The following is a 12,697-nucleotide window of genomic DNA, read 5'->3' as shown; positions in this document are numbered from 1 at the left end:
CCCTTCATATCTCGCTGGATACTACTTGAAGAGCCCAGCGCTCACAAGGTTTTTCCTAATTAAATAAAGCCCTTTAACCTTGCCAAAAGATTAAGGAGCTTTGCGGCCTGTCAAAATACTGTGTCATGTCCCCGTTGAGGCACCGGGAGTTGAGACTACTTTTTTGTCGAAGCCCTGCGGGAAAAGAGAATCTTTCAAAAAGAGTGAATTTTCTTCTTGCATCGCTTCGGGAGCAGCGCTAAGTTCCGCCTCGCTTTCAGGGAAACCTGAGCAACTCTGCACCCGTAGCTCAATTGGATAGAGCACTTGACTACGAATCAAGAGGTTTGAGGTTCGAGTCCTCACGGGTGCGCCATTTCTCCTTTGAAAAATAAACAGACTGACACTCTTCAAGCGGTAATTTGAAGGGCGTTTTCCTGCGTTCAGGGTTCCTGTTCCCACGGTGGGACGGGCCAGAAGCGTTCCAGCAGGAAGTCGATCATGGCCCTGACCTTGGGCGAGACGATTCTGTTGCCGGGATAGAGCGCCCAGATGGATGAGTCCGTCTGCAGGGGAGTTTCCGGCAGGATTTCTTTCAGTTTGCTGTTTTGAAGGCTTTTGTGGGCACTCCAGAGCGAGGAGATGCCGATCCCCGCTCCACTCTCGATCAGCAGGCGCATGGCCTCGCCGTCGTTGACCAGAAAGGTTTTGGGCAGGGGGATGATCGCGCCGTTCTGAAACTTCAGGCGGTAGCGTTCCGAGAGAATAACGCACCGGTGATTCTGCAGGTCTTCCGGGGAGGACGGTGTGCCGCATCTTTCCAGATAGTCCGGAGAAGCCAGAAGCAGGCGGCGGTCCGTGGCCAGTTTTCTGGCAATCAGGCTGCTGTCGCTCAGCGGGGCATTCCGGATGATCAGGTCATAGGCCCCTTCGACAACATCCAGCATTTCATCCGAAAGACGCAGGTCCAGTGTGATCTGCGGATGTCTGCGCTTGAATTCAGCCAGACAGGGAATGATGTGCATGCGTCCGAAGGAGCCGGGCATGGTGATACGCAGCAGACCTTTGGCGTCTGCTGCCGATCCCCTGATGGTGTTCAGGCCATCCTGCAGTGTTTCCAGACTTTGTTGTGCATAGGGAATGAAGGCAGCCCCGTCAGAGGTCGGGGAAACCGCGCGGGTTGTCCTGTTGAACAGGCGAAAGCCGACAGTGTCCTCCAGCTTTGAAAGTCTCGCACTCGCACTGGCGGGTGAAAGGGAGAGATCCCGGGCTGCAGCAGACACGGAGCCCAGTTCGGCAACCCTCAGAAAAAGACGGAGTGACAGTGTATCCATTTTTCAAAAATATCCGAATTATAATTTTGAAACAAGCCGGATTATATTCTTAATTCGAAAGATTATCTTTCCTTAAGACACAATCGGTTTTGCGGTTTTTGCCGGGAAAATCCCTGAAAGAATGAAGGAAAGACACTCATGAAAGCAATAGGATATGAAAAAGCAGGCTCCATTGCAGAAGAAACGGCGCTGATCGAGTTCGAGGCTGCCAGGCCGGTGCCGGGGCCCCGTGATCTTCTGGTGGAGGTCCGGGGTGTTTCGGTGAACCCTGTTGATGTGAAACTGCGCCAGAACGTTCAGCCGGAGAAGGGACCGGGAATTCTGGGTTTCGATGCGGCAGGAATTGTCAGGGAGATTGGTTCCGAAGTCAGGAATTTCAGGATTGGAGATGAAGTCTTTCACGCAGGGGACATTACCCGCGCGGGAACAAATGCGGAGTTTCATCTCGTTGATGAGCGTATTGCCGGGCGCAAACCGGCTTCACTCGATTTTGCCGAGGCTGCGGGCATTCCGCTGACGGCGATCACGGCGTGGGAAATGCTGTTTGACAGCTTCGCGCTGAAAGAGGGCGAGGGCGCAGGAGAAACCATCCTTGTGATCGGCGGTGCAGGTGGTGTGGGGTCCATTCTGATCCAGCTGGCCAAAAAACTGACAGGCCTGACTGTTGTGGCAACGGCATCCCGCCCTGAAACGGTTGCATGGGTGGAGAAAATGGGGGCAGATCACGTGGTTGATCATCGCAAACCGCTTTCCGAAGAGATGGAACGCCTGGCACTGACACCAAAGTATGTGGCCGCCCTGACGCACACTGATCAGCATTTCGAAGAAATTGTCCGCCTGATCAAACCTCGCGGGCACATTGCCCTGATTGATGATCCGGGAGTGCTTGATATCTCTTTGCTCAAGACGAAGGCCGTTTCCATCAGCTGGGAATTCATGTTCACCCGCTCCATGTTCGAGACAGAGGATATGGACGCGCAGCGCGCATTGCTGAACCGGGTATCGGCGCTGCTTGACGAAGGAACACTGGTTTCCACTGTGCAGCGCCACGCCGGTGATCTGGGCGTTGAAAACCTCCGGGAGGCCCATGCCTTCCAGGAAAGTGCATCGGCCATCGGGAAAACCGTTCTGGGCGGTTTCCAGTCAGAATAACCCCGATTTGAAAGGAAGGGACCAATGAGTAAACTGACAATTGTCGCACATATTCATGCCATTGAAGGCAAGGCTGATCTGGTCAGGCACGAGCTTGAGAAACTCGTCCCGGTTACCCTGAAGGAAAGGGGATGCCTCCAGTATGACCTGCATCAGGACAATGAAGAGCCGGAGCATTTCATGTTTTATGAAAACTGGGAAAGCCGGGAGCTTTGGCAGGACCATATGAACGCACCCCATCTGGCGGCCTATATCAAGGCCACGGAAGGGGCTGTCGAGCGGTTTACAGTTTATGAAATGACAAAAGTCTGATCCCCGGCGTGTCTTTTGAATGACAGGGTGCAGAAGACCGGTTCCGTGCTCATCACTTTGCGGATGGAGAAAAATGACAACCGGATTAAAATTCTGCTTGCATCACTCTGAAAGCAGCGTTAAGTTCCGCCTCGTTTTCGGGGGACCGAAACGACGCAGCACCCGTAGCTCAATTGGATAGAGCACTTGACTACGAATCAAGAGGTTTGAGGTTCGAGTCCTCACGGGTGCGCCAGTGAAAAGGGTCAGCGAAAGCTGGCCCTTTTGTCGTTTGGTGCGTAAAACGATAGTAATTTGTACACACAAGAGTCACAAAAAACTGTATTCTTAAGCGGCTTTGCATCGTGCCTGTGACAGATTGCCCTTTGCATGTGAAGGACAATTCATATTTTAAACCAGTGCGTTGGGAAAAGTGCTCGCGGTTTGAGCCGGGGCGTTGAGCTTGAAGGAGAAGATGGGTGTCTAATCCGGACCTGTCTCGGTTGAACATTCTGGTGGTTGATGACAACGACTACATGTTGCGTATCCTCAAGACGATCTTTGTCGCCATGGAAATCAGTAATGTGCGGTATGTGAGGTCTGTGAAAGAAGCCCTCCAGTCGCTCAAACACGATGTTCCGGATATCGTGATCACAGACTGGGAGATGAAGCCTGTGGATGGTATCGAGTTCACAAGCTTTGTGCGCGGTCAGAACGACGAGCGTTTCAACTCCATTCCGATCATTCTGCTGACAGGTCATACCGAATACGAGCGCGTTGTTACAGCCATCAAGGCAGGGGTCAGCGACGTGCTGGCCAAGCCCGTTTCCATCGAAACGCTATACAGACGACTGTGCAGGCTGATTGATATCTCCTCGCTTCCTGCGGAGCATTCCAGCCGCAAGGGCAGTGTGACAAAGCCGGAAAAGGAAGTCACCCTTCCTGAAGACAGCGAAGATGATGATGTTGAGTACTTTGATATTGGCTAGCCATACTGAACGGTATAATATGGCAAAAAGTGTCATTCTTGGTTGAAATTCCCGTTGCGCTCTTCCTGTTCGTGCTGTTTTGTGGTGATCGAACGCGTTCTGCGGGAAACCGGAATTGTCATGAGGGCTGTCGGGTCGGGACAGGAAGCTTCACTATTCCTTAACACTGGACTGTATAACCTTCTGATGAAGCGTAATTCTTTTTGAACACAATGGGGGATTTGTGGCTTGTGGGGGCAAGATCACCGATCCCGCGGTGTTGCTTTTGGGGAAGTAACAATAAAAAATTGATGAAAAGGCGGCACAGGTGCTTTTCACAAAAACACGGAAAGCTGGGTAGCGGATATGCAGCAATTTGACCGCGAAAAGGCTTTGAAAAAAATGACCTTGCTGGACAATGCCCTGCGGCATGCAGGGGATGTTGTCTATTGCTGGGACCTCGCAACGGATGCACTGGAATGGTTCGGTGCGGATGCTCTGTTCAAGCAGAGTGAGGAGGCTGTTCCTGCGAATGGTGAAGGGTTGAATGCCCTGATCAGTCCGGAGGATCTGCCAAACCGGATGCGGATGATCAGTGAGCATCTTTCCTCGGGAGAGCCCTACGAATGTGAATATCGCGTTCGCGATCAGAACGGCGGTTTTCACTGGGTGCATGACCGGGGGTCCGTCGTTTTCTCCAACACGGGTGTTGCGGAAAGTTTCTATGGCGTGATGAGGCCGGTCACCCTGCGCAAGCAGGCGGAGGCGCGCCTTGAATTCCTGGCAAACTACGATGAGCTGTCCGGACATTTCAACAAGGTCCGCCTGAGAGAGGCGACCGATTTTGCACTGCAGCAAACGCTCCGCTATGACAGTCAGGGGGCTTTCCTCGCTGTTGGTATAGATCATCTTGGCATGATCAATACGGCTTATGGCTTTGAAGTGGGCGATGCCATTCTTGTTGCTGTCGGGGAGCGTCTGGATGGCGTTATCCGTTCGTCTGACATTATCGGACGACTGGGCGGGGACCGTTTCGGGATCGTGATGTCCATGGTCTCCTTTGATGAAGCGCTTTCCATTGCAGAGCGCATTCTCCAGGTTGTCCGTGAAGCCCCCTTCGAGGTGAACGGGGAACGCATTTATATCACGGTTTCTGCAGGTATGGTCCGCCTGCCGCACCAGACACGAACCAGTCATGACGCCTTTGCAAAGGCGGAAAGTGCCCTGCTCTTTGCCAAGTCCAACGGGCGGGACTGTTGCAAGGTTTACACCCTCTCCGATGAACAGCGTGAGCACTATCGTGTTTCGATGGAAGTCGGTGAGGAGGTCAAGCAGGCTCTCAATGAAGGTCGAATCAAACTGGCCTATCAGCCCGTTGTTCGTTCCGTTGACGGAGAACCTGTTCTTGTCGAGGCGCTGTTGCGCATGATTGACGAGAAAGGTGACATTGTTCCTGCGCAGCGTTTCATCCCTGTTGTGGAACAGCTGGGGATGATCCGTGTTCTCGACCGGCGTGTGCTTGAACTGGCCCTGAATGATCTGGTGGCCAATCCGGATATCACGATTGCTATCAATATCTCGGGTTTGACGGCTTCGGATCGTTCCTGGCTGCGGGTCCTCTTTTCCCGGGTCAAGGGACGTGCCGATATTGCAAAGCGTCTGGTTGTGGAGATCACGGAAACCGCGGCCCTTCATGATCTGGAGGAATCAGCCCGTTTTGTTGCTGCGGTGCGTGATCTGGGCTGTCGGGTTGCGATTGATGATTTCGGTGCAGGCTATACGACGTTCCGCCATTTGAAGGCTTTGACTGTTGATGTGGTCAAGATTGACGGCTCCTTTATCCGGGGCATCGTCGAAAACACGGAAAACCAGATTTTCGTCCGGAACCTGATCAGCCTTGCCAAGGCCTTGAACCTGCAGATCATTGCCGAGTTTGTCGAGACCAGGGAAGAGGCCGATTTCCTTTGCAATGAGGGCGTTGATCTCTTGCAGGGATATTATTTCGGCAAACCGGAAATCGATCCCGAATGGAAGCTTTTGAGTGAGACGCTGGAAGACGTCGCTCAATAGTCTGATCCGTTTCGAATCTCCAACACGATAAAATGACTCCGGACCGGATGCCGTTCTGTGCTTTTGCTGTTTACAAGCAGGTGCGGAATGGTGTCCCTTGTCTTCTGAAACGTCCTCGCCAGTCGCTGACTGAGCCAAAGAGAAGAAGAACAGGAGCACGGAATGTCTGAAATCGTTATTGTTTCAGCGAAACGCACCGCCATTGGAACCTTTAACGGAGCCCTTTCAAAAACTCCGGCAGCGGATCTGGGTGCAGAAGTGATCAGGGCTGCCCTGCAAGAGGTTGGGCTTGCACCGGATGTGGTGGATGAAGTGATCTTCGGTCAGGTGCTGACGGCCGGAAACGGCCAGAATCCTGCACGACAGGCAGCGAGGAAGGCAGGCATTCCGGAATCTGCGACTGCGATGGTGGTAAACCAGGTCTGTGGCTCCGGCCTAAGAACAGTGGCCCTTGCCATGCAGTCACTGTCCCTTGGTGATGCAGAGGTAATCGTTGCCGGTGGTCAGGAAAACATGTCCCTTGCGCCTCATGTCTTCAATGCACGTCAACCGGCCCGTCTTGGTGATGCCAAAATGCAGGATACCCTGATTCTGGATGGTCTCTGGTGTGCCCTGTCTGATTATCACATGGGGATTACGGCCGAGAACATCGCAGAAAAATGGGGCCTCGGCAGAGAGGAGCAGGATCGCTTTGCCCTGCAGTCCCAGCAACGGGCTGTTGCGGCTCAGGAGGCCGGCCGGTTTGATGAGGAAATTGTTCCGGTCACGATCAAGAACCGCAAGGGTGACACCGTTTTTGAAAGGGATGAGCACCCGCGTGCGGACACGACGCTGGAGACTCTCTCCGGCCTGCGTCCGGCTTTCAGCAAGGATGGTTCTGTGACTGCCGGCAATGCATCCGGTATCAATGACGGTGCGGCTGCACTGGTTCTCATGACTGCCGAGAAGGCCAAAAGTCTGGGGCTGAAGCCGCTGGCACGTATTGCGAGCTGGGCAACAGCCGGCGTTGATCCCTCCATTATGGGCACAGGTCCCATCCCGGCTTCCCGAAAGGCGCTTGAAAAGGCCGGATGGAGTTTTGCCGAGCTGGATCGGATTGAGAGCAACGAGGCTTTTGCCGCGCAGGCCCTTTCTGTGGTCCGGGAGCTGGAACTGGATCCCGAAAAGGTGAATGTCAACGGGGGCGCTATTGCTCTTGGCCACCCGATCGGAGCTTCCGGAGCGCGGGTTCTGGTGACGCTTCTGCATGAACTCAAGCGGATTGGCGGTGGCAAGGGGCTTGCGACGCTCTGTATCGGTGGCGGTCAGGGTGTTGCGCTTTGTGTTGAAGCGGAAAAATGAAAAATCCCATAAAAAAATGATACGGGTGTGATCCGATTTGAAAGAGCGGCGTAAAGGTCAATACAGCTTTCGCTGTTCTGCTGAAAAGACGGTACTTGCACCCGCAAGATACCGAACTGGCCCTCCCGACCGGGAGGGCCTTTTTTCAGTCATTTTTTTATGGTGTCCAGATTGCAGCCGTGGTTTTCTTTTCTCCCAACTGTGATTGCGTGATCTCATATGACTTTCCCGGAATTGATTGTTTTTGATTGTGATGGTGTGCTTGTTGACAGCGAGAGTCTGTCTGAAAAAGCCATACAGCAGCTTTTGGCCGAGACCGGTGCCTTTCCGCAGGGAGTGCGAACAGACCATTTTGTCGGACGAACCGACAGGGAAATTCTGGAAACCCTGTTCGGGGAACTGGGGCGAGAGGTTCCTGAAGGTCTGCATGAGCGCCTGCTCGAGATCACCCGGGACCTGTTTGATCAGGAACTGACGACCCTGGATGGTGTTGAGGACTTTATCCGGCAGTGTGATACAAAAATCTGTGTGGCAAGCAACAGCAACCGGGAGCGTTTGAACGCAGCGCTCAAGGCCGCGGGGCTGGACCGGTTCTTTCCATCCGAGGCGCGTTTTTCCTCCAGTGATGTGGAGCGTCCAAAACCTGCACCGGACCTGCACCTTCTGGCGTGCAGGGTTATGGAGTGTGAACCGGACAGGGCACTGGTTATTGAAGACAGCAAAACAGGCGCAACCGCGGCAGGGGCAGCGGGAATTTCCGTCCTCGGCCTTGTTGCGGCCTCCCATCTGGGGCCGGATGCGTCTGCAAACCTGAGGGATGCGGGGTGCTTTGCGGTGGCCAAGAGCTGGAAAGAGGTTTCCGAACTCCTGCAGGAGTTCGAATCATTTGCCTGATCAAAAAAGACAAAAGCAAGAGAGAGTGAGCAATGAAATATCTGCATACAATGGTTCGTGTGACCAATCTGGATGAATCCCTGAAATTTTACTGTGATGTTCTGGGGCTGAGGGAAACACGCCGTTTCGACAATCCCAAGGGACGCTTTACACTGGTGATGCTGGCCGCACCGGGACAGGAAGAGGTCGAACTGGAACTGACCTACAACTATGATCCCGAGGAATACACAGGAGGTCGTAACTTCGGACATCTGGCCTACCGGGTGGAGAATATCTATGAAACCTGTCAGCGTCTGATGGATCAGGGCATCACAATCAATCGCCCTCCTCGTGACGGGCATATGGCCTTTATCAAATCGCCGGACGGAATCTCTATTGAACTGCTGCAGGAAGGCGATGACCTGCCTGCGCAGGAACCCTGGGCTTCCATGGACAATACAGGCAGCTGGTAAGATCGAAAGCTGAAAAAAAGGGGGAGCATCTGCTCCCCCTTTTTCATGAGCCTTTCCACCCCCGGGGAACCCAGCCGGGCGGAGCCAGTTCAAAGCCTTCAAACTCGAAGGCCGGAGCAACGGTGCAACCAACAAGAGCCCAGCCGTCGGGTGCTTCTGTGCTCTGCCACTGATCTGCAGGAATGACAGCCTGGGGGCTTTCGTCTGACAAAACGTCGGGGCCCAGCCTGACTGTTTCCTGGTCATCGCTGCTGGCATAGCGGTGAACCAGCAGGCTTGAGCCGGCATACCAGTGCCAGATTTCATTGGCATCAACCCTGTGCCAGTGTGAGCGCTGTCCCTTTTCCAGAAGAAAGAAGATACAGGTCTGGGCTCCGCGTTCTCCCGCTTTGCCATCTCTGAAGGTTTCCCTGTACCAGCCGCCTTCCGGGTGGGGCTGAAGGTTCAGTCTGCCAATGATGTCCTGTGCTTTTTTGTCGTCGTTTGCAGTCATTTTATGCTGGCGGGTTCTGTGGGCGTGTTTTCTGGAAAGAGTCGCGCTGCATGGCTTTTTCGTACCAGTCGGACAGGTTCGGACGATTGAGGCGCCAGTCTTCTTGCGGGAAGCGGAAGTCGAGGTAGTCCAGCGCGATTGCCAGAGTCAGGCTGGCAAGGTTCAGGCCTTCAAAAATCGGGAAGTCAAAGGATTTTTCCAGCATATCCAGCGTGCGGTTGATCTTCATCAGCTGCATGTCCTGCCAGCCCTGCCATTGCATTTCAGGCGGGTGGGATTTCTTGTTGAGCATCCGGGCAACAGCGGCATCGCAAAGACCGTTGGCCAGGGTGGCCATGGCATGGACAGCCCAGTCAGCACCGTTCTCGCGCGGCATCAGATCGGGACCTTCACCGATGGTGTTGAGATAGTCGCAGATTGGCAGGGAATCACAGATCATGATGCCCTCGCGCGTTTCAAGCGCGGGAACCTTGCCCATGGGATTGGCGTGCCAGATCGGGGAATCAGGCTGTGTTGTCGGGTGATAGACGAGTTCGAGTTCGTCGCTCAGTCCCTTTTCCAGAGCGACCATCATGACCTTTCTGGCATAGGGGGAGGCAAGTGAGGTGTAGAATTTCATGAGGTGAATCCTTCTGCCTGTTTGAAGCTGTCAAAAATTGTCCTTGGCCTTGCGAAGTGCTGTGAAGACATCCTGATCATCGGCCTCTTCCAGCTGCAGTGCTGTTCTGATCCGGATGTCGTCCGGGCGCAGGAACGGGTTGGTGTCCCAGTCCTCTTCCAGAACGTAGGGGACCGTTGGTTCGCTGCTCTCCCTGAGAGCATTGATGGCCCGGCTTCTGTCCTGCAGGGCCTCGTTTTCAGGATCGACGCTCAGCGCAAAGGCCGCATTTGAGGCCGTGTACTCGTGATGTGCACAAACCAGTGTGTTGCCGCTGATTTCATTGTTGCCCCGGGCAAACTGCTTCAGGCTGTTCCACATCATGACCGGATCGCCTTCGAAGATTCGGCCGCAGCCCATGGCAAAGAGGGAATCTCCCGGAACAAGGACGGAGCAGCTGCCTTCTGGTGATGTTTCATCAGGCTCCAGCAGATAACCAATCTGCCCCAGGGTGTGACCGGGGACATCAAGAATTCTGATGGTTTTGTTCCCGAAAGGAATGGTTTCCCCACCATAGACCAGACGGTCCATGTGATCGATTTTGTGGTGTTCTGCAGCAGGTCCTGTGACCAGGGCTCCTGTCATGGCCTTGACCTCTTCCAGACCATCGACGTGATCCCAGTGGTGGTGGGTGATGAAGATATCGGTAATGGTCCAGCGCAGCTTTTTTGCTTCTTCCAGAACCGGCTCGGCCTGACCGGGATCAATAACGGCAACGGTGTTGCTCCCGGTATCCCTGATCAGATAGCAATAGTTGTCGGTGTGGATGGGGATCTGGTGAATTTCGACACCGGGCAGGGTGCTCAGATCAAGTGATGAAGGGCCACAGGTTGGCGTCGCGCGCATGAATCCGGCTTTCTCTGATTGTTTTGGTGCGGAAACAGAAAACAGATGAACGTCAGGATTGTGACGTTCTGGAAGCGGAAAGCAAGATCAAAGACTTTTTTGTTGGGTCACAATGCTATCAGGCCTATGCTGGGGGCTTCCCCGGAAACCTCTTGCTGTGACGGAGTAATGGACAGTGTGGACCGATGTTGTTGATCTGCAGGAATTTTACAATTCCAGACTTGGGCGGGTCGCACGTCACGTGCTGCGGCAATCCATTCGTGACATCTGGCCGGATTTGAATGGCCGGACACTGCTGGGACTGGGATATGCGACCCCCTATCTGGAGATGTTCGAGGGGGATGTTGAAAACCTCATGGCTGTCATGCCGGCATCCCAGGGCGTGCATCACTGGCCGAGGGATCGTGCCGGCAAGGTTGTTCTGGCCGATGAAGCCCAGTTGCCGCTGCCGGATTACTCCGTTGATCGTGTTCTGCTTGTGCACGGGCTGGAAAGTACGGAATATGTCCGGGACATGCTGCAGGAAATCTGGCGTGTTCTGACGGGCGAGGGGCGCTTGCTGATTGTTGCGCCTTCGCGTCGGGGAATCTGGGCACGGATCGACAAAACGCCTTTTGGCTGGGGGCATCCCTTCAGCCGCCATCAGGTGATGAGCCTTTTGCGGGATACATCTTTCCAGATGCTTCATACAGAGCGGACGCTTTACACACCGCCCAGTCATTCTGCAGCAATCCTGCGGTCTTCTCCGGCGTGGGAACGACTGGGGAAACGTCTGGCGCCGAGTTTCGGAGGCGTTCTGATGGTGGAAGCAACAAAGCAGCTTTATGCTCCGACTCCGCGTCGAAGGGAAAAGAGACTTCAGGAAGCGACAGTGGGTTTTCCGCGTCCTGTTATTGGAACAGCGCCCCAATCCCTGAACAGGGCGGGATTGCCTGAGGGTCTGAAGGACAGTTGATGATGAACGAGAACAGCGGGAAAATTGCGGACTGGTTAAGACGGCCCGAGGTTTTGCTCTTTGCGATGGCTGCAGCCGTGCCGATCAGTTTTGCGACCTGGCGGACGCTGCTGAACAACTTTGCCGTGGAACGTGCGAATTTTGACGGAGCCGAGATGGGGATCCTGCAGTCCATTCGCGAGATTCCGGGTTTTATGGCCTTTGCAGTTGTTTTTATCCTGCTGTTTCTGAAAGAGCAGCGCCTGGCCTATCTTTCCCTGATTGCCCTCGGGATTGGAACGGCCCTGACCGGTTTTTATCCCTCGGCTGTCGGGCTTTATTTCACCACAGTGATCATGTCGATCGGTTTCCATTATTATGAGACTGTTCAGACCTCTCTGGCTCTGCAGTGGATCGACAAGGAAAAGGCACCTGAAACCCTGGGGCGTATTGTTGCTGTCGGGTCTGCTGTGTCGCTGGGAATGTATGGCCTGATCTGGGTCGGAACCGAGCTTCTGGCACTGGATTATGTCTGGCTCTATCTCATTACAGGCGGCGGTTCGGCTTTGCTGGCCGTGTTCTGCTGGTTCTTCTACCCCATCTATCCGGAAAGGGTGGCCCAGAACAAATCGCTGGTTCTGCGCAAGCGTTACTGGCTTTATTATGCACTGACGTTCATGTCCGGTGCGCGCCGACAGATTTTTATCGTCTTTGCCGCCTTCATGATGGTGGAAAAGTTTGAGTACACGGTTTCGGCTGTGGCGGGGCTTTATCTCATTAATGCGCTGATCAACATCAAGCTTGCCCCCATGATCGGGCGGTTTATTGCCCGCTGGGGAGAGCAAAAGGCCCTGATCTGCGAATACATCGGCCTGATACTGGTCTTCACCACCTATGCCTTTGTCGAGGACCCTTTCTGGGCTGCTGTAATCTACGTTGTGGATCACCTCTTCTTTGCCATGGCCATTGCCATCAAGACCTATTTCCAGAAGATTGCAGATCCGGCCGATATTGCTTCGACAGCGGGCGTGGCCTTTACCATCAATCACATCGCAGCTGTTTTCCTGCCTGCCGGTCTGGGGATTGTCTGGCTGACGGCCCCTGAAATGGTTTTCCTGATCGGGGCGGGGATGGCCTGTATCTCGCTGGTGCTGTCCTTCAATGTTCCATCCCGTCCTGTTCCCGGCGGTGAAGTCCGTCTGGGGCACCGGGGTGCGAAAAAACAGTCGGCGTCGACAGAGGTTCCGGCAGAATAAACCGCAGTATGTTCGGGTTTTCACAAGAG

At 54.1% G+C, this 12,697-nt stretch carries 13 protein-coding genes and 2 tRNA genes; 11 read left to right on the top strand and 4 right to left on the bottom strand.

Annotated elements, in window-relative coordinates; all coding sequences use genetic code 11:
• Positions 1 to 278 precede the first annotated feature (278 nt).
• A tRNA-Arg gene (locus AAAH10_RS04015) sits at positions 279 to 355 on the top strand.
• A gap of 67 nt (positions 356 to 422) precedes the next feature.
• On the opposite strand, the gene AAAH10_RS04010 is transcribed toward AAAH10_RS04015, so the two are convergent.
• Positions 423 to 1,313, bottom strand: coding sequence for a LysR family transcriptional regulator (locus AAAH10_RS04010; protein ID WP_343560759.1), 891 nt, complete (start codon positions 1,311 to 1,313; stop codon positions 423 to 425).
• A gap of 138 nt (positions 1,314 to 1,451) precedes the next feature.
• On the opposite strand from AAAH10_RS04010, the gene AAAH10_RS04005 reads away from it, so the two are divergent.
• From AAAH10_RS04005 to AAAH10_RS03970, 8 genes are all read left to right on the top strand, one after another.
• Complete coding sequence (locus AAAH10_RS04005) at positions 1,452 to 2,465, top strand: zinc-binding alcohol dehydrogenase family protein (protein ID WP_343560757.1); 1,014 nt, start codon at positions 1,452 to 1,454, stop codon at positions 2,463 to 2,465.
• Positions 2,466 to 2,489: 24 nt separating this feature from the next.
• Positions 2,490 to 2,777: a putative quinol monooxygenase gene (locus AAAH10_RS04000; RefSeq protein WP_343560755.1), complete on the top strand. Its 288-nt coding sequence runs from the start codon at positions 2,490 to 2,492 to the stop codon at positions 2,775 to 2,777.
• A 158-nt stretch (positions 2,778 to 2,935) separates the two neighbouring features.
• Positions 2,936 to 3,012, top strand: a tRNA-Arg gene (locus AAAH10_RS03995).
• 223 nt (positions 3,013 to 3,235) lie between these two features.
• On the top strand, positions 3,236 to 3,745 hold the full coding sequence (locus AAAH10_RS03990) for a response regulator (RefSeq protein ID WP_343560753.1): 510 nt from the start codon (positions 3,236 to 3,238) through the stop codon (positions 3,743 to 3,745).
• A 345-nt stretch (positions 3,746 to 4,090) separates the two neighbouring features.
• The gene (locus AAAH10_RS03985; RefSeq protein WP_343560751.1) at positions 4,091 to 5,794 is read left to right on the top strand and encodes a putative bifunctional diguanylate cyclase/phosphodiesterase; all 1,704 of its coding nucleotides are present in this window, start codon (positions 4,091 to 4,093) and stop codon (positions 5,792 to 5,794) included.
• Positions 5,795 to 5,956: 162 nt separating this feature from the next.
• On the top strand, positions 5,957 to 7,135 hold the full coding sequence (locus tag AAAH10_RS03980; protein ID WP_343560749.1) for an acetyl-CoA C-acetyltransferase: 1,179 nt from the start codon (positions 5,957 to 5,959) through the stop codon (positions 7,133 to 7,135).
• Positions 7,136 to 7,354: 219 nt separating this feature from the next.
• A complete protein-coding gene (locus tag AAAH10_RS03975; RefSeq protein WP_343560746.1) occupies positions 7,355 to 8,029 on the top strand; it encodes an HAD family hydrolase in 675 nt (224 codons plus the stop codon).
• Positions 8,030 to 8,061: 32 nt separating this feature from the next.
• The gene (locus tag AAAH10_RS03970; RefSeq protein WP_343560744.1) at positions 8,062 to 8,481 is read left to right on the top strand and encodes a VOC family protein; all 420 of its coding nucleotides are present in this window, start codon (positions 8,062 to 8,064) and stop codon (positions 8,479 to 8,481) included.
• 43 nt (positions 8,482 to 8,524) lie between these two features.
• Here the strand turns inward: AAAH10_RS03970 and AAAH10_RS03965 are convergent, their stop codons facing one another.
• From AAAH10_RS03965 to gloB, 3 genes are read right to left on the bottom strand one after another with little or no spacing between them, the layout of a single operon-like run.
• Positions 8,525 to 8,974, bottom strand: a complete 450-nt coding sequence (locus AAAH10_RS03965; protein WP_343560742.1) for a cupin domain-containing protein — start codon at positions 8,972 to 8,974, stop codon at positions 8,525 to 8,527.
• Position 8,975: 1 nt separating this feature from the next.
• On the bottom strand, positions 8,976 to 9,593 hold the full coding sequence (locus AAAH10_RS03960) for a glutathione S-transferase N-terminal domain-containing protein (protein ID WP_343560739.1): 618 nt from the start codon (positions 9,591 to 9,593) through the stop codon (positions 8,976 to 8,978).
• Positions 9,594 to 9,623: 30 nt separating this feature from the next.
• Positions 9,624 to 10,478, bottom strand: a complete 855-nt coding sequence (gene gloB / locus AAAH10_RS03955) for a hydroxyacylglutathione hydrolase (RefSeq protein ID WP_343560737.1) — start codon at positions 10,476 to 10,478, stop codon at positions 9,624 to 9,626.
• A gap of 175 nt (positions 10,479 to 10,653) precedes the next feature.
• Between gloB and AAAH10_RS03950 the strand changes: the two genes are divergently transcribed.
• Positions 10,654 to 11,433 carry a class I SAM-dependent methyltransferase gene (locus AAAH10_RS03950; protein ID WP_343560735.1) on the top strand — a complete coding sequence of 260 codons (780 nt, stop codon included), beginning with the start codon at positions 10,654 to 10,656 and terminating at the stop codon, positions 11,431 to 11,433.
• A 2-nt stretch (positions 11,434 to 11,435) separates the two neighbouring features.
• Entirely contained in the window at positions 11,436 to 12,668 is a 1,233-nt protein-coding gene (locus tag AAAH10_RS03945; protein ID WP_343560733.1) for an MFS transporter, read from the top strand.
• The last annotated feature ends 29 nt before the right edge of the window (positions 12,669 to 12,697 follow it).

It is taken from the genome of Carbonatibacter coralli (genome assembly GCF_039592655.1).
In the GTDB taxonomy this organism is placed as follows: Bacteria; Pseudomonadota; Alphaproteobacteria; order Kiloniellales; family Kiloniellaceae; genus Carbonatibacter; species Carbonatibacter coralli.
This window is presented reverse-complemented; position numbering and strand designations above follow the sequence as displayed.